This is a genomic window from Methylobacterium nigriterrae, from assembly GCF_037106235.1.
GTDB classification, from domain to species: Bacteria; Pseudomonadota; Alphaproteobacteria; order Rhizobiales; family Beijerinckiaceae; genus Methylobacterium; species Methylobacterium nigriterrae.
In genome coordinates, this window is sequence record NZ_JBAWTG010000014.1 from 67,215 (window position 1) to 83,199 (window position 15,985).

Annotated in this window: 18 protein-coding genes; 5 read left to right on the forward strand and 13 right to left on the reverse strand. The window is 72.5% G+C overall.

The features are described 5' to 3' along the window. Both WDW90_RS10435 and WDW90_RS10440 read left to right on the forward strand, forming a co-directional pair. The gene (locus tag WDW90_RS10435) at positions 1-717 is read left to right on the forward strand and encodes a PhoH family protein (protein ID WP_336487315.1); all 717 of its coding nucleotides are present in this window, start codon (positions 1-3) and stop codon (positions 715-717) included. Between the two features lie 134 nt (positions 718-851). Continuing rightward, complete coding sequence (locus WDW90_RS10440) at positions 852-1,103, forward strand: hypothetical protein (RefSeq protein ID WP_336487316.1); 252 nt, start codon at positions 852-854, stop codon at positions 1,101-1,103. A 307-nt stretch (positions 1,104-1,410) separates the two neighbouring features. Here the strand turns inward: WDW90_RS10440 and WDW90_RS10445 are convergent, their stop codons facing one another. The 3 genes from WDW90_RS10445 to WDW90_RS10455 all read right to left on the reverse strand — a co-directional run bounded on the left by WDW90_RS10445 (position 1,411) and on the right by WDW90_RS10455 (position 4,745). After that, entirely contained in the window at positions 1,411-2,907 is a 1,497-nt protein-coding gene (locus tag WDW90_RS10445) for a L,D-transpeptidase family protein (protein ID WP_336487317.1), read from the reverse strand. Positions 2,908-3,051: 144 nt separating this feature from the next. Then, positions 3,052-3,795 (reverse strand): DUF1796 family putative cysteine peptidase, encoded by a 744-nt coding sequence (locus WDW90_RS10450; protein WP_336487318.1) that lies wholly within the window; start codon positions 3,793-3,795, stop codon positions 3,052-3,054. Then, entirely contained in the window at positions 3,792-4,745 is a 954-nt protein-coding gene (locus WDW90_RS10455; RefSeq protein ID WP_336487319.1) for an acetyl-CoA carboxylase carboxyltransferase subunit alpha, read from the reverse strand. The genes WDW90_RS10450 and WDW90_RS10455 overlap by 4 nt, the downstream gene beginning before the upstream one ends. A 294-nt stretch (positions 4,746-5,039) precedes the next feature. On the opposite strand from WDW90_RS10455, the gene WDW90_RS10460 reads away from it, so the two are divergent. Continuing rightward, positions 5,040-5,825 carry a 3-hydroxybutyrate dehydrogenase gene (locus WDW90_RS10460; protein ID WP_336487320.1) on the forward strand — a complete coding sequence of 262 codons (786 nt, stop codon included), beginning with the start codon at positions 5,040-5,042 and terminating at the stop codon, positions 5,823-5,825. Between the two features lie 49 nt (positions 5,826-5,874). On the opposite strand, the gene WDW90_RS10465 is transcribed toward WDW90_RS10460, so the two are convergent. From WDW90_RS10465 to meaB, 3 genes are all read right to left on the reverse strand, one after another. After that, positions 5,875-6,219: a CsbD family protein gene (locus tag WDW90_RS10465; protein WP_336487321.1), complete on the reverse strand. Its 345-nt coding sequence runs from the start codon at positions 6,217-6,219 to the stop codon at positions 5,875-5,877. Positions 6,220-6,440: 221 nt separating this feature from the next. Then, positions 6,441-7,061: a pyroglutamyl-peptidase I family protein gene (locus WDW90_RS10470; protein ID WP_336487322.1), complete on the reverse strand. Its 621-nt coding sequence runs from the start codon at positions 7,059-7,061 to the stop codon at positions 6,441-6,443. After that, positions 7,061-8,050: a methylmalonyl Co-A mutase-associated GTPase MeaB gene (meaB, locus tag WDW90_RS10475; RefSeq protein WP_336487323.1), complete on the reverse strand. Its 990-nt coding sequence runs from the start codon at positions 8,048-8,050 to the stop codon at positions 7,061-7,063. Before meaB ends, WDW90_RS10470 begins: the two co-directional genes overlap by 1 nt. Before the next feature lie 399 nt (positions 8,051-8,449). On the opposite strand from meaB, the gene WDW90_RS10480 reads away from it, so the two are divergent. Together WDW90_RS10480 and WDW90_RS10485 are read left to right on the forward strand one after the other, a co-directional pair. Beyond that, positions 8,450-9,490, forward strand: a complete 1,041-nt coding sequence (locus WDW90_RS10480) for an alpha/beta hydrolase (RefSeq protein ID WP_336487345.1) — start codon at positions 8,450-8,452, stop codon at positions 9,488-9,490. A gap of 100 nt (positions 9,491-9,590) precedes the next feature. After that, positions 9,591-9,932 (forward strand): hypothetical protein, encoded by a 342-nt coding sequence (locus WDW90_RS10485; protein WP_336487324.1) that lies wholly within the window; start codon positions 9,591-9,593, stop codon positions 9,930-9,932. Between the two features lie 4 nt (positions 9,933-9,936). On the opposite strand, the gene WDW90_RS10490 is transcribed toward WDW90_RS10485, so the two are convergent. From WDW90_RS10490 to mdcA, 7 genes are read right to left on the reverse strand one after another with little or no spacing between them, the layout of a single operon-like run. After that, positions 9,937-10,860: an acyltransferase domain-containing protein gene (locus WDW90_RS10490; RefSeq protein WP_336487325.1), complete on the reverse strand. Its 924-nt coding sequence runs from the start codon at positions 10,858-10,860 to the stop codon at positions 9,937-9,939. Between the two features lie 7 nt (positions 10,861-10,867). Next, positions 10,868-11,731, reverse strand: a complete 864-nt coding sequence (mdcB, locus tag WDW90_RS10495) for a triphosphoribosyl-dephospho-CoA synthase MdcB (RefSeq protein WP_431311010.1) — start codon at positions 11,729-11,731, stop codon at positions 10,868-10,870. Then, complete coding sequence (mdcG, locus tag WDW90_RS10500; RefSeq protein ID WP_431311011.1) at positions 11,728-12,396, reverse strand: malonate decarboxylase holo-[acyl-carrier-protein] synthase; 669 nt, start codon at positions 12,394-12,396, stop codon at positions 11,728-11,730. Before mdcG ends, mdcB begins: the two co-directional genes overlap by 4 nt. Continuing rightward, entirely contained in the window at positions 12,380-13,108 is a 729-nt protein-coding gene (mdcE, locus tag WDW90_RS10505) for a biotin-independent malonate decarboxylase subunit gamma (RefSeq protein ID WP_336487326.1), read from the reverse strand. The genes mdcG and mdcE overlap by 17 nt, the downstream gene beginning before the upstream one ends. After that, positions 13,095-14,015, reverse strand: coding sequence for a biotin-independent malonate decarboxylase subunit beta (locus tag WDW90_RS10510; protein WP_336487327.1), 921 nt, complete (start codon positions 14,013-14,015; stop codon positions 13,095-13,097). Before WDW90_RS10510 ends, mdcE begins: the two co-directional genes overlap by 14 nt. Position 14,016: 1 nt before the next feature. Continuing rightward, positions 14,017-14,325 carry a malonate decarboxylase acyl carrier protein gene (mdcC, locus tag WDW90_RS10515; RefSeq protein WP_336487328.1) on the reverse strand — a complete coding sequence of 103 codons (309 nt, stop codon included), beginning with the start codon at positions 14,323-14,325 and terminating at the stop codon, positions 14,017-14,019. 12 nt (positions 14,326-14,337) lie between these two features. Then, positions 14,338-15,984: a malonate decarboxylase subunit alpha gene (mdcA, locus tag WDW90_RS10520; RefSeq protein ID WP_336487329.1), complete on the reverse strand. Its 1,647-nt coding sequence runs from the start codon at positions 15,982-15,984 to the stop codon at positions 14,338-14,340. Position 15,985 lies beyond the last annotated feature (1 nt).

Genomic DNA, 15,985 nt, shown 5'->3' on the forward strand with positions numbered 1-15,985 from the left:
ATGAAAAGACGGCGCGCACGACTTGAACTGGTGGAAGATCGCCCGGTCCGGCTGCACCGGACACGCTTCGACGAGGAGCGGAACTTAAGCCCCATCCAGCCCCTGACCGAACGACAAGGTCAATACCTCGACGCTCTCGCCCTTAACGCGCAAGTCATCGTTCTCGGCCCGGCTGGCACCGGAAAGACCTTCATCGCCGGGACCCGCGCCGCCGACCAGCTCCGCCAGCGCCGCATCGCCAAGGTGGTCATCACCCGGCCCAACGTCCCCTCGGGCCGGTCCCTCGGCTTCTTCCCCGGAACGCTCGAGGACAAGATCGCTCCCTGGGTGGCGCCGCTCACCGAGGCCATGAAGGAGCGCATGGGGCAGGCCGCCTTCGAGATCGCCCTCAAGACCGGCGACATCGAGATCGTGCCCTTCGAGGTGATGCGCGGGCGCACCTTCAAGAACTGCCTCGTGATCCTCGACGAGGCGCAGAACACCACCACGGCCGAGATCAAGATGTTCCTGACCCGCATCGGGGACGATTGCCAGGTGATCATCAACGGCGATGTGTCGCAGACGGACCTGCGCGAGACCTCGGGCCTGCGCACCGTGATCCACCTCGTGAAGAGCCGGATGATGCCGATCCCGATCGTCGAGTTCACCCGCGACGACATCGTCCGGTCCGGCATCTGCGCCGAATGGGTGAAGGCTTTCGAGGAAACGAATCTCTAATCCGAAAGTTGTAGCGGACGGGCCCCGGCGGGGGTCCGCCGCGCCGCCTCGGCGCGACAATCCTCTCCGACGCCCCGTGCCCGGAGAACGAACCGGGTGTCGTGCTCGGATTTCAGAGACCAGGAGTCTTCTCTGTGAGGAAACTGTCCTTCGCCATCGCCGTCGTTGCCTCCCTCGGTGGCGCCAGCCTCGCGACCTCCGCCTCGGCCGCCCCGGGCATGCCCATGGGCGTCACCGCGCCCGAGGCCATCACCCACGTCTACATGACCCCGATGGAGCGCCGCATGATGGAGCGGCGCATGATGCGCCGGCACATGGAGCGCCGCATGATGCGTCGCGAGATGATGCGCCGTGACATGCGCCGCGACATGCGCCGCGGCTACTGACCCGCCCTCGACGGAAAAGGGGTCCTGCGGGGCCCCTTTTTCCGTTGCGGGCCGGGCTCTCGGGTTCGCGCATCGCGACGCGCCGACTTCCGCAATGTGGAGGGGAAACGCGTCGTCATCGGCGCCGTCCGCCCAGCGCGCCCCCTGTTCCGTTCGGGAGTGGTCGAGGCCGCGGAACGCGGGCCAGGTGAGGGAGCAGGTTCCTCCGGATACGGCGAACCCCTCGCCACGGCCCCTTTGCGGGCAAACTCTCCCGCGCGGGAGCGGAAACCGCGCGCAAGCGCGTGGCGAGACGGCGCCGACCCGATCAGTTCTTCGCGGGCGCGACCGATCCCGTCTTCTCGGGCGCCTTCGCCTCGGCCTTCTTGGCCTCGTGAGGCGGCGCGTCCTTCCTGGTCGTCTGGGCCGCAGCCGAAGCTGGGCGTGCCGCATGCGCCGTCTTCACGGGCTTGGCCGGCTCGGAGGCGGGCGCGGCCGGGACGGCCGCGGCATCCACGGCCGGCGTGGCAGGCGCCGGCGCCGCCTTGTCGAACAGGTTTCCGAACAGCTTGCGGTAGGCGCTCGGGTCTCCCTCGGCATCCGCCACGGTGACGCGCGCCGGCGTCGCGGGCTTCTGCGGCTCCGCGGCCGGCTCGGCCTGCTTCGCCATCAGGGTGCGGGCACCAACCTTCTCGCCCTTGCCGCCAGTGGCCTTGCCGTCGCCCTTCCCAGCGAGCGCGGCCGCCGCGGCCCTGGTGGGGATCGGCGCCTCGGCGGCGGCCGTCATCACGGGTTTGCCCTTGGTGTCGATCTCGAATTCCTGCGGGCCGGCGGCCAGGCTGTCCGGCCGGCTCACCTCGCCGAGATTGTGGCGCGCGTAATCCTTCGGCGCATAGGCGAGCTCCGCCTCGTTGGATGATCCGAGGCTCGCGAAGGCGTTCGTCGGCTGCTGGCGGAAGACCGGGTTCTGGCCGCCATCCTGATAGACGACACGGGTCGCCGCCGTGCCCTTGGCGATGAGTTCGACCACCTCGCGCTCGTCCCGTTCGCGCTTCTCGGCCACCAGCGTGTCGACCTTCGGGCTGCAGGATCCCGCCGCCGCATCGGTGCCGCCGAACACGTAGCGGGTGCCGCACACGCCCACGCGCGGCTCCTCGCGCAGCGCCTCGAAATAGTCCGAGCCCTCCTTGAGGTTCTTCCAGAACGGGGCATTCGGGTCGTTGCGGAACTTGGCGACGTTCTGCGCCGTCATCCGGAACGGGTACGATTGGAACTGGAAGGCCCGCTGGCCGCCCGCGAAGGCCTCGCGGGCGATCGCGTAGATCTCCGCGATCGATTCGTCCGTCATGGCGAAGCACCCGGCCGAGGAGCAGGTGCCGTGCACCATGATGTAGTTGCCGGTGCGCCCGTTCGCCCGGTCGAAGGCGTTGGGATACCCCGTGTCGAACGAGAGATAGTAGGACGAGTTCGGGTTCATCTGCCCCGGCGTGATCGTGTAGAAGCCCTCGGGCGCCTGCCGGTCGCCCTGCTTGGTCTTCGGGCCGAGCTGGCCGGACCAGCGGCAGATCGGGAAGGTCTTCAGGAGCGCGTACTGGCCGGACGTGCCGCGCTTCCACACCTCCATCTCCGCTTCCTTCTTGTAGGCACGGATCAGGATGGGGTCGTTCTGCGCCATGCCCTTCGTCTGCATCAGCGCGAGGGTCTTCGGCGGGATCGGTGTGAGATGCCGGGTCGAGCCGCCGCCGCCGAAGGTGCCGTCCTGGCAGGCGCCGAGGGAGATCGCGAGGGCAATGACGCTCGCAGCCGCGAGCGGACGCAAAGTCATGGGGAACCCCGTCCTCAACACCATCCGCCCGCGGGTTGTGTCACCCGTCGAACGTCACTCCCCAACCCATTAGCCCCGTTAAACTTACCTGGGCCTTACCGCAATGATCGGGAAGACACGCCGGGCCTGGCTTGTGAATACCGGTCAAAAGGCGCCGGCGCGCGCGGCCTCGCGCGTGACGAGCCCGGCGAGCGCCGCGTCGTCGGCCGGATCCGCGAACCGCAATCCGACGGAAGGGGAGGCCGTCTCCAGCGTCAGCCAGCGCAGGTTTCCGGCCGAGGCGCGCCGCGTCACCCGGGGAGCGGGACGGCCGGCCTCGACCTCAATGACCGTTAAGAGGTTCCCATCACCCTTCTGCGCCAAAACGTCGCAGGTCTGGTCGAGCGTCTCCTGCGAGAGGCCGAGAGCGGTCAACATCCAGAGTTGATTGCGCGCGGACCGGTTCCCGAGGGCCGTCCGGAAGCGGCGCACGCCCTCGCGCAGGAACGCGTAATCGGCCTCGCTCGAGGCCGGGTCGTGGTGGTTGAAGACGCAGGGATGGTCGTAGCGCTCGCGGTAGAGGCGGTGCCGGCAGCGGCCGATATCGGGCTGCGGCCTCTCGGCGACCGGGACGGTCTCGAGCTGCGCGCGGTCGAGGAGCGCGGCGAAATCGTCGGCGAGGCAGTCCCGGATCATGCCGGGCGTGGTGAAGATCCAGTCGAACGGGCCGGACCAGGTGCGCAGCCCGAGGGTCTTGAGCACCTGCGCCATGTGGCAATGGGTGCCGAGCGAGATGTGGTTGACGAGGCCGGGCTCGCGCTCCTCCCGGCCGCCGAGCCGCCGGAGCGAGCGCAGGAGGCCGGCGCCGAAGGGGCCCGCCCCGGATGGGCCGCCCCCGCCCGGCCTCACAGCTTGCGGCCGATCTCGAGGAACTTCGCGGCGCGCCGGTCGCGGATCTCGGCGGCGCCCATGCCGTCGAACTCGGCGAGCGCCGCCGCGAGCGCCTCGCCCGCGGACGCGATCGCGGCGTCGCGGTCGCGGTGCGCGCCGCCGGTTGCCTCGGGCACGATCGTGTCGACGATGCCGAGCCGCAGGAGGTCCTGCGCGGTGATCTTCATGGCGGTGGCGGCATCGTGGGCCCGGCCCTGGTCGCGCCACAGGATCGAGGCCGCGCCCTCGGGCGAGATCACCCCGTAGATCGCGTGCTCCAGCATCAGGACGCGGTTGGCGGTGGCGATCGCGATGGCGCCGCCGGAGCCGCCCTCGCCGATGACGAGGGCGAGGTTCGGCACGCCGAGGGCGAGGCAGGCTTCCGTCGAGCGCGCGATGGCCTCGGCCTGGCCGCGCTCCTCCGCCTCGACGCCCGGGAAGGCGCCGGCCGTGTCCACGAAGGCGAGCACGGCCAAGCCGAAGCGGTCGGCGAGTTCCATCAGGCGCACCGCCTTGCGGTAGCCTTCGGGCCGGGCCATGCCGAAATTGTGCCGGAGCCGCGCCTCCGTGGTCGCGCCCTTCTCCTGGCCGATCACGCAGACCGGCCGGCCGCGGAAGCGCCCGAACCCGCCGACGATGGCCTCGTCCTCGCCGAAGCTGCGGTCGCCCGCGAGCGGCGTGAACTCGGTGATCAGCCCGGCGCAGTAATCGACGAAGTGCGGGCGCTGCGGGTGGCGGGCCACCTGCGTCTTCTGCCAGGGCGTCAGGCTCGCGTAGATCTCGGCGAGCGCCTGGGCGGCCTTGGCCTCCAGCCGCCCGACCTCCTCGCTGATGGAGACGGCGCCGTCGCGCGCGCCCACCGCCCGCAGCTCCTCGAGCTTCGCCTCCAGCTCCGCGACGGGCTTTTCGAAGTCGAGATAGGAGCGCATCACACCGTCGTCGGAGTTTTTTCGGGAATGGGACCGGCTCGCCGCGCGTCCGAGCCGCGCCGGCCGTCTCGCAGGCCCATATGGCGACGATGCGGCGCGGCCGCGAGAAGCCCCGTCCGAGCGGCGCGGAAACTGGCGAAGCGGGGCCGGCGTGTCAACGGCGCGTGCGTCCGGCGACAACTTCGCGCGAGCGTCGGGGGGACCGCCCGACCGAGGGTGACCATCCCGATCGCCAGCCGCTACAAGTCGGGGCGGACGCCGCGGCCGCACCGGCCGCCAAGCTTGAGGGCATTCATGAGTCTCACATCCAAGGCGGCATTGGTCACGGGCTCCACGAGCGGCATCGGGCTCGCCATCGCCAGGGCGCTCGCCCGCGAGGGCGCGAACGTCATGCTCAACGGCTTCGGCAGGCCCGACGAGATCGAGGCGACCCGAGCCGGCCTCGAAGCCGAGTGCGGGGTGCGGGTGCTCTATTCCGGCGCCGACATGACGCGGCCGCCCGAGATCGCCGCCATGGTCGCGGAGGCCGAGGGCGCGTTCGGGCAGGTCGACGTGCTCGTCAACAATGCCGGCATCCAGTTCGTCTCGGCCGTCGAGGAGTTCCCGCCGGAGAAGTGGGACGCCATCCTGGCCATCAACCTGTCCTCGGCCTTCCACACGATCCGGGCGGCGGTGCCGGGCATGAAGGCGCGCGGCTTCGGGCGCATCATCAACGTCGCCTCGGCCCACTCCCTCGTCGCCTCGCCCTTCAAGTCGGCCTATGTCGCGGCCAAGCACGGCATCGTCGGGCTGACGAAATCGGTGTCGCTCGAACTCGCCACGCACGGCATCACTGCGAACTGCATCTCGCCGGGCTACGTCTGGACGCCTCTCGTCGAGAGCCAGATTCCCGACACCATGAAGGCGCGCGGGATGACCAAGGAGCAGGTGATCGAGGAGGTGCTGCTCAAGGCGCAGCCCACCAAGGAGTTCGTCACCGTGGACCAGGTGGCGGCGATCGCGGTGTTCCTGTGCTCGCCGGCCGCCACCCAGATGACGGGCGCCAACCTCTCGGTCGACGGCGGCTGGACCGCCCAGTGACGCGATGGCCCGCCCCCGGCCCGGGCGGGCCGGGGGGCGGGGTTCGGCCTCAGCGGCGCCCGTGCAGGAGCAGGGCGAGGCCGTAGCCGACGGCGCCTGCGATCAGGAGCGCGATGAGCGGGTTCTCCTCGACGCGGGATCCGACCACGCGCTGGCCGTCCCGCAGGTAGGCGCCGCCGCGCTCGTAGGCGTCGCCCGCGTAGTCCTGCAGATCGTCCGCGACGTTGCGCAGCGTGTCCTTGGCCTGCCCGTAGGCATCCTGGGCGCGCCCCTGAGCCTCACGGAAACGGCCCTCCATCGAATCGCGGGACGATCCGATGAAATCACCGGCCGCTCCCTGAACCTTGCCGCCGACTTCCTTGGCGGTCCCGACGACGCGATCCGTATCAACCATGGTGGGTCTCCTCATCTCGGTGCCTCTTGCGGCCGCGGGGGCAGCCGCCGGCATCCGTCGATCTCCAAACGCCCGAGGACGCGTTTGTGCACCGCCAAGCCCAGGTTTTTACGTGCCGCAACCCGGGCGGGTACGGGCGCGTCATCTCGCGTCTCCCCGTCGAGTCCATCCGGCCGGCGATGCGGGGGCGGCGGTTCCGGGCCCGGGCCCGGCAGGTCCGGTCAGCCGCGGCTGCGGCCCTGCCGCATCAGCAGGACCGCCACCTCGGCGAGCGCCCGCAGCGTCCGCTCCGGGCCGGGACCGATCCGGCCGCGCCGCGGGCGCCGCGTGCGCGGCTCCGGCGGGATGTGCACGAACAGCACCGGGCAGGGCTCCGCGAGCGCACGGTAGTAGCTCGCATTGCACAGGTAGCGCCCGGCATCGCGCGACCGCGCCGCCGGGATGCCGTAGCGTCGCAGGGCGGCGAGAGCCAGGGCGGCGGCCGGGCTGCGCCGCTCCGGTGGCCCGTTCGGATCGACGGCGAGGCGCGCGGAGATTGTCCCGGAGGCGTCGGGGAACAGGCGGCTCGCCCGGTTCGTCCCGCGCGTCTCCACGCGCATCCGACGGGCGCGGCCCGCCACGCCGAACATCAGCACGGCGCCGGGCGCCTCGGCGAGGGCGGGGGCCAGGGCCCCGGGGATCGCTGCGTAGGCGGTGCGCAGCACGAGCCGTCGCGGCGGCCGGCCGAGCGCCAGCCCGAGGCGGGGCAGGGCGGCCAGCCTGCGGGCGAGCCTCGCGCTCGGGTTCTCGGGCATGCCGGGAAAGGGCCCGAACCCCGTGATGAGGAGAGGCCCACGCCCCATCACAGCCCGATCAGCGTCGCGATGGCCTCGGCGCCCGCGGCCGGCGAATGAAGGCCGCGCGCCACCTCGGCCTCGGCCTGAGCCGTGGCCCGGCGCACCTCGGCCGAGCCGACGAGGCGCTGATGCAGGCGCTCGTGGACGAGCGCCCACATCCACTTCACGTCCTGCTCGCGGCGGCGCTCGGCGATCTCGCCCGTGGCGGTGAGCTTTTCGCGGTGATCGACGATCCGGTCCCACAGCGCGTCGAGGCCCCTGTTGTTGAGGCCCGAGATCGTCACCACCGGCGGCGTCCAGGTGGCGGAGGCCGGCGTCATGATGTGGAGCGCCGCCCGGTATTCCGCGGCCGCCGCATTCGCCCGCCGCTCGCCCTCGCCGTCGTCGGCCTTGTTGACCGCGATCATGTCGGCGAGTTCGAGGATGCCCTTCTTGATGCCCTGCAGCTCGTCGCCCGCGCCGGGCAACATCAGGACGAGGAAGAAGTCGGTGAGATCGGCCACCGCCGTCTCGCTCTGCCCCACGCCCACCGTCTCGACGAGGATCACGTCGAAGCCCGCCGCCTCGCAGAGCAGCATGGTCTCGCGGGTCTTGGCCGCGACGCCGCCGAGGGTGCCCGACGAGGGCGAGGGCCGGATGAAGGCGTGCGGATCGGTGGCGAGCCGGGCCATGCGGGTCTTGTCGCCGAGGATCGAGCCGCCGGTCCGCGTCGAGGAGGGGTCGACCGCGAGCACCGCCACCTTGTGGCCGGCCCCCGTCAGATTCGCGCCGAGCGCGTCGATCGTCGTCGACTTGCCGACCCCCGGCACGCCCGTGATGCCGACCCGGATCGCGTTGCCGGTCCGCGGCAGGACGGCGTCGATCAGGTCGCGCGCGAGCGCCCGGTGATCGGACCGCTTCGATTCGGCGAGCGTGATCGCGCGCGCGAGCGCCGCGCGGTCGCCCGCGAGCAGGCGCTCGCGAAGCCGGTCGAGGTCGAGAGAGGGAGGGGCCATGCCGCCTTCATGCCGGGAGCGCCGCCGTTCGTCGAGGGGCCGGACGAAATTGAGAAGGGAGAGAAATGGGATCATCTTCCCTGCCGGCCGGGCGCAGGCGGAAAGTCTGCCTCGAAGTTTGACGCCAAGCCTGCCTCCAAGTCTGGCCGCCCGCAGACCGTCGCGGATCGGAAAGGTTCGGCGGAACGGGATCGACGATGCGAGCCGTCCTCCGCCGCGGCAGGCAACCAGTGGCGAGCGGCGGCCCTGTGCCGTTCGCGCCACAGCCCGCGCCTGCCCGCAATTCACACGCACCTCGTGCGGCATGTGCCCTGTCATGGCCAAGATTGTACGCCACCGGCTACGGGACCGGACCGGACGCGACGCGCCCGGCCACCCGTGCGGGACCGTGACGACATGATGCGCCAGACACCCCGGCTGACCCGACGCGGCCTCATGCGGATCGGCGCCCTGATGGGCGTGGCCGGCCTCGCGCCGAGCCTCGGCGCCTGCGTGGCCGACGGTCTCGTGACCGGCGCCGTGGTGGCGCCCGAGCGTCAGTCGGCCCTCGACGTCATGCCGGTCCTGCTCGTCGCCACGACGAGGAAGCCCGTCGGCAGCCCGCCGAAGGCGCCCTATTTCAACTCCGAGCGCGGGCGGGGCCTGAGCTTCGCCGAGGTGCGCCTGTCGCCGCCCGACCGCTCGCTCCTCGGCAAGGTCTCAGCCGTGGTCACGGGCGACTGGACGATCGGTGCCGTGCCGAAGGTCGAGACGGGCGGGGCGGCGGCCGACGCCTTCGCGCAGGCCGCGCTCGGGCGCGACGTGCTGATCTACGTCCACGGTTACCGGGAAACCTTCGAATCGGCCGCCGTGAGCGCGGCGCGCCTGTCGGACGGCATCCGTTTCCGCGGCGTCTCGGGCCTGTTCACTTGGCCCTCGGCGGCCGCGACCTTCGATTATGGCTACGACCGCGAGAGCGCGCTCTGGTCGCGCGATGCCTTCGAGGACCTGCTCAAGGCGCTCGCCAACTCGCCGAGCGGGGGGCGCATCAACATCGTCGCCCACTCGATGGGCACGCTGCTGACGCTCGAGACCCTGCGCATGCTGCGCGCCGAGGCCGGCGAGGCCGCGATGGCACGCATCGGCGCCGTGGTGCTGGCCGCGCCCGACATCGACATCGACCTCTTCACGAAGGGGGTCGAGCGCCTGGGGCCCGACGTCAACAAGATCACGGTGATCTCCTCGACGAACGACCGGGCGCTCGAACTGTCCAGCACGATCGCGGGCGGCGTGGTCCGGGCAGGCGCGGCCGACCGGGAGCGCCTGGAGGCGCTCGGCGTGCGCGTGGCCGACGCGTCCGATTACGGCGGCGGCCTCATCAACCACGATCTGTTCCTGTCGAATCCCGAGGTTCAGGGCGTGGTCAAGCGCGCGATCGTGCGGGGCGGCGGCGGCGCCTGATCCCCTCGGGCATCCGCGGCCGAAAGTCGGTGCGCGGGAGGGTTGGCGCGGGGGAGCATCCCTCGTACACGGACGCCTCGGCAGCCAAGGAGTCGCCTCCATGTTCACCCTCGAGATCGACGGCATCGCGGTGGCGGTCATCAACGGCACCGAGGAGGTCGCGCGCGACCTCTTCACCTGCGACGGCTTCAAGGAAGACATCCAGGCGATGACGAGCGACGGCCGGCCGCTCTGGAACGGCACCTCGGAACTGAAGGTGCGGCCCGCCAGCGAGGACGAGGTCGAGATCTTCGAGGACGCGCTGGCCGAGGACGATTCGGAGGGCGATTTCGAGTCCGACCCGCGCCACGCCGATTCGGCGGGCGACGACGAGGACGAGGCCGACATCGTATTCCTGCTCGACATCGACGAGGACGAGGATACCGACACGCTCCATTCCTGAGCGTTCAGGCCGCGCCGAGCCATTCGGTCACGCCCGCCGCCGAGCGGAAATCCTCGATCGCGTGGATCCGGGCCGCGGGCAGCGCGGTCCGCGCCATGGTGGCGAGCGCGTGGCCCGGGCCGAGCTCGATCACCGAGTCCGCGCCGTACTCGAGGACCTCCTCCAGGCAGGCGGCCCAGTCGATCGTCCGCGAGATCTGCCGGGCGAGCTTGTCCAGGCCCGCGGCCGCGTCGAAGACCGGGGCGCCGTCGAGCCCGCTGAGGAGCCGCGGGCTTCCGCGCGGCGGCCCGGTCAGGGGGGCTCGCGCCAGCACGTCGCGGAAGCGCGCGCTCGCCGTGGCCAGCAACGGCGTGTGCGAGGGCGTGTGGACCGGCAGCAGGATCGCCCGCTGCGCGCCGGCCGCGATCGCCTCCGCGCAGAGCGCTTCGAGCGCGTCGTGCGGTCCCCCCGCCACCACGCTGTCGGGGGCGTTGCGGATGGCGATGTGGCAGCCCCGGGCCTCGGCCATCGCTGCGAAGCGGGCCTGCGGCAAGCCGCGCAGGCCGGCGAGGCCCTGGCCGGGCGCGGCGGCCGCGTCCATGGCCTCCGCCCGCGCCGCCGCGAGCGCGAGGACTGTCTCCGGCGCGAGCCGGCCGGCGCAGCCCCAGGCGGCGAGATCCCCGACGCTGTAGCCGGCAACGATCACCCGGGCCGGGCTTACGGCGCGCACCAGCGTCCAGGCGGCCAGAGCCGCCGCGCAGACGAGGATCTGCCCGGTCCGGTTCTCGTGGAGCCGCGGGCCGCCCGCGCGCGCTACCTCGCGGGGATCCGCGCCGAGGAGCGGCGCCGCCGCGGCGAAGACGGGCTGCGCCGCCGGATGCTCGGCCGTGAGGTCGAACATGCCGGGATGCTGGCCGCCCTGGCCCGAGAGCAGCACCGCGAGTGTCATGTGCGGGTCATGCCGGCGCGCCTTCGACCGCGCCGACGAACAGCGTCATGGCGAGGAGATCGGCCGCACCCCCGGGGCTGAGGTTCCGCTCGACGAAGGCGCGGTGCAGCGCCTCCGCCCGAGGACGCCAGTCCGCCCGCCCGACACCGCCCTCCGCGATGAACCGGGCCGCCGCTCCTCGCGCGAAGGCGTAGCCCTCCGGGCCGCCACGGTGGAGGAGGTTCGTGTCCTCAAGATGCGCGACGAGCGCCAGGCACGCCTCGACCCGTGCGGCCTCCGGGTCGCCGGGCCGGAGGCGACGGCCTCGGCGCAGCGCCGGCAGGCCGACGCCGTAGAGCGTCGGGAAGCCCGCGGCCGCCTCGGCCGGCGCGCCGCCGACCCCGTGCCGCCGCCGCGCCCGCGCGCCGGGGGCGTGCAGCAGCACCGGCCCGTCGAGGATGCCGTCTGCGTAGCGTGCCCGCACCAGGGCGCCGAGGCTGCCGTCCGGACCGGCAGGGCGACACGCGCTTCCCCCGGCCGCGGCGCAGAGCAGGCCGAGTCCGAAGATCGCGCCGCGATGCGTGTTCACGCCGCCGGTCGCGGCACGCATGGCGGCCTCCGCGGCGATGCCGATGCGGCGCAGGGCCGGCATCGGCGCGCCGGCCGCGCCCGCCCGCGCGAGTTCCGAGAACCAGGGTTCGAGCGCCGCCGCGCTCGCCCGGAAGGTGCCGGCATCCATGTCGGCGTGGCTGCCGCTGTCGACGTGGCTGACGAGGCCGGGCTTCGGGTAGGTCTCGAGCTCCTCGCCCAGGCAGGCGACCGCGATGCGGGCGATGGTCCCGGGCCGGCCGGCCTCGGCTGGGCGCGCCTGCGCGGCCGGCAGCGCGCTCACGCGTCGGCTCCGAGCAGGACCGGTCCGACCGCGCGCAGGGCAAGCCCGTCGCGATGCTTGGCGAGCACCGTGCCGGCCTCGCCCGGCGCGCGCAACTCGCGCCAGTTCAGGCCGCTGCCGTCGGCGAGCAGGATCTCGCCGTCGAGGCGCATCGGCGCGCGCGCCTCGATCGCCGCGATGGCGTCGAGGAATCCGCGCGCGATCGGACCGGAGACGGGCCAGAGCAGGTCGAGATCGGAGGTGGCGGAGAGGTAGGGCAACCCGGTCAGGCTCTGCCAGAGCAGGCCGCCGAACACCCGCGGCATCAGGCCGTGGCGCTCGCCCAGCCCGATGACGGCCCGAAGCGTCGGATGCCATGCCTCCGGGGCGGCATCGAGCGCCCGCGCGACCGTGACCGGCGCGCGCGGCCGGACCGCCTCCGGAGCGAGGCCGAGGCCGATGCGGCGCTTGCCGTCGGCCGGCGGCAGGGGCAGGCCGACCGGGACCCGCGCGCTCGCCTCGCCGGGATGGCGGCGGCGCACGATCACGGGGAAGCCCCGCTCGGCCCAGCCGGCCAGGTGCGGCGCTCCCGCGAGGTCGGGGCGCCCGGCGAGCGCCGCTGCCCAGGCGGCGGGTTCCACGTCGAGGAGGTCGTGGCGCCGGTGCCCGTCAGGCACGGCCGGCATGCTGCCTCGCTTCCCGGATCACCTGAGCGGCGATCTCCTGCGCGACGGGCCGGCCGGCACGCTCGCGGCCGACGGCGTCGCGGGTGTCGGCCGCGGGCAGCGCGTCGAGCACGGCCGCGATCTGCGGCCCGAGGGGCGCGGCCGGATCGAGGACGCCCTGCACGGCGCCCGTCTGCACCATGTTGTCGAGCCCCGGCGCGAAGACGGGCGTGTCCTTCGCCATGGCTTCCAGCTTGTCGAGGGGCATCTTGGTGACGCGGGCCACGGAAGGCAGGTCCATCACGCTCGGATGGGCGCCGGGCAGCCCGACGAGGACGCGCGTGGCGAGCGCGGTGGCGATGAAGGCGCCGGCCGCGGTGTGGCCGTAGACGAGGCCGACCGTCGGGTGGCCGCCGGCATCGGCGAGCAGCAGGCACTTCGCGAGATGCGCGAGGTACTCGTTCAGGCCCAGCAGCTCGTCGCGCCGGCTCATGCGCTGGCTGTCGGAATCGATCGCCACGAGGATCGGCGTGCCGCCGCCCTCCCGCACCACGTCGAGGACGTGGCGGCTCAGCCAGGCGGCGCCCTCGATGCCGAGCGGCGTGTTGCCGTCGACGCCCACCACCGCGAGGCGCCCGTCCCGGAACGGCCCGTCGCCGCTCACGAGCCCGTCCGCGACCGAGACCGCGTGGCCGTCGGGGAAGAGCGAGGTTAGGATCTCAGCGAGCGTCATGGGTGGTCTCCGCGAGGCTGGCCACGAGGGCGTCGAAGTCGCCCGTCGTCATCGCCGGCACGGCGGCCGGGTCGTTGACGCCGAGCCGCGCCCAGATCTCGGTGGCGTCGCGGCACGCGCCGAAGCGCCCGAGGCGCTCCTCCAGGCGCGCCTGCTCGGCCTCGAGCGTCGCGAGGTCGAAGGCTGGCGCCCGCCCGATCAGGTCGAGCGCGGCAGCGCGGAAGGCCGCCACCGTGTCGTCCGCGAAGGCGTCGGCGCCTCCCGTGAGCCGGCGGTGCTTGCCGCCCATGGTGCGCCAGACGAGCGCCCGGTCGCGGGAATCGAATTCCTCCGCGCCCTTGTTGGTCTCGATCACCTCCGGTCCGGAGACGCTGATGCGCCCGCCCTCCGAGACGGCGAGCCGCGAGCAGGTGCCGGCGATGAGACCGCCGCCGCCGTAGCAGCCGGCGCGGCCCCCGATCAGGCCGATCACGGGCATGCCCGCGCGCCGGACCTCGGCGATCGCCCGCATCACCTCGGCGATCGCGGTCTCGCCGGCATTGGCCTCCTGCAGGCGCACGCCGCCCGTGTCGAACAGGATGAGCACGGCGGACGGCCTCACCGCCAGGGCGGCCCGCAGCAGCCCGACGAGCTTGGCGCCGTGCACCTCGCCGAAGGCGCCGCCCATGAAGCGGCCCTCCTGCGCGGCGACGAGCACCGGCTCGCCGTCGAGCGCACCGGCGCCCACGACCATGCCGTCGTCGAAGGCGCGCGGCAGGTCGAACAGCGGCAGGTGCGGGCTCATCCGCCGCTGCTCGGGGCCGATGAACTCGCGGAACGTGCCCGGATCGAGCAGGCCGTCGACGCGCGCGCGGGCGCTCGCCTCGTACCAGCTCGCGGTGCGCGGGTCGGTGATGCGCTCGCTCACGTCAGGCCTCCATCAGCCGGGCGCCCTGGAGCAGGCGCAGGGACACGGTGTCGGGGCGCGCGCCCCCGTCGTTGACGGTGATGCGGAGGCCGCCGGGCTGCGCCCGCGCGACGAAATCCGCGACCACCGCCTCCCAGACGTCGCCGTAGCCGTGGATCGGAGTCTCGACCTCGACCGTGCAGGCGTCGGGCGGCAGCGCGCGCTCGAGGAGCACTTCGAGGTTGCCGGAGGCCACGACGCCGGTGATCGCCTGCGGCTTCGCGCCGGCGAGCGGCTTCTTCGTCGTGTGGCGGAAGGTCAGCTTTTCCATCGCGACGGTCCCTCACCAGTTCCGAAACTTGGCGGGCGGCTCGTAGAGGCCGCCCGACCAGTGCACGAGATCCTTGATCGACCGGGCGGCGAGCAGCGAGCGGTCGGCGTCGAGGGGCTCGATCCCGAGATCCTCCGGGCGGCGCACGATGCCGCGCTCGCGCAGGCGCTCCACCATGGCGCGGTCGCGGCCCCGGCCGATCTCGGTGTAGCCCGCCACCCCGCGGATCGCCTGCTCGCGCTCGTCGGCGGTGCGGCAGAGGAGGAGGTTGGCGATGCCCTCCTCGGTGACGATGTGGGTCACGTCGTCGGCGTAGACCATCACGGGGGCGAGCTCGAGCCCGAGCTTCCTGGCGAGTTCCAGCGCGTCGAGCTTCTCCACGAAAGCCGGCACCAGCTTCTCCCCGAAGGTCTCGACGATCTGCACCACGAGCTTGCGCCCGCGCATCAGGGCCGGATCGCCGCCGGTTCGCGCCTCGCGGCCCGCCTTCATCCAGGTGTCGGAGGGGTGGCGCCGCCCGTGCGGGTCCGAGCCCATGTTGGGCGCGCCGCCGAAGCCCGCCACCCGCGACTGCGTGACGGTCGAGGAATGGCCCGACAGGTCGATCTGCAGCGTCGAGCCGATGAAGAGGTCGCAGGCGTAGAGGCCCGCCGTCTGACAGAAGGCCCGGTTCGAGCGGAGGCTGCCGTCGCTTCCCGTGAAGAACACGTCCGACCGCTCGCGGATGTAGCGGTCCATGCCGACCTCGGAGCCGAAGCAGTGGATCTGCTGCACCCAGCCCGACTCGATGGCCGGGATCAGCGTCGGGTGCGGGTTGAGCGCCCAGTGGGTGGCGATCCTGCCCTTCAGCCCGAGCCGCTCGGCGTAGGTCGGCAGCAGAAGCTCGATCGCCGCGGTGCCGAAGCCGATGCCGTGGTTGAGGCGGCGGATGCCGTACTCGGCGTAGATCCCCTTGATCGCCATCATGGCCATCAGGATCTGCGTCTCGGTCATCGCCGCGGGATCGCGGGTGAAGAGCGGCTCCACGTAGAAGGGCCGGTCGGCCTCGACCACGAAATCGACCCGGTCACCCGGGATGTCGACGCGGGGCACCTTGTCCACGATCTCGTTGACCTGGGCCACCACGACGCCGTTCTTGAAGGCGGTGGCCTCGACCACCGTCGGCGTGTCCTCGGTGTTCGGCCCCGTGTAGAGGTTGCCCTCCCGGTCCGCCGAGACGCCCGCGATCAGCGCCACGTTCGGCGTCAGGTCGACGAAGTAGCGGGCGAACAGCTCCAGGTAGGTGTGCACCGCCCCGAGCTCGATCTCGCCGCCGTAGAGCATCCGGGCGATGCGCCCGCCCTGCGGGCCCGAATACGAGTAGTCGAGCCGCTTCGCGATGCCCTGCTCGAAGACATCGAGATGCTCCGGCAGGACGATGCCCGACTGCACCATGTGCAGGTCGTGGACGCGGCTGGGGTCGCATTGACTCAAGCCCCTGGCGAGGCAGTCGGCCTGCTTCTGGTTGTCGCCCTCGAGGCAGACCCGGTCACCCGGCCGCAGGATCGCCTCGAGCAGGCCGACCACCTGCTCGGCGGCCACGACCTTGCCGGCCGCGTGCGCCCGCCCCGCCTCGATCCGCGCGTCGCGGGCTGCCCGCTCCTGACGCCAGCCGGTCATC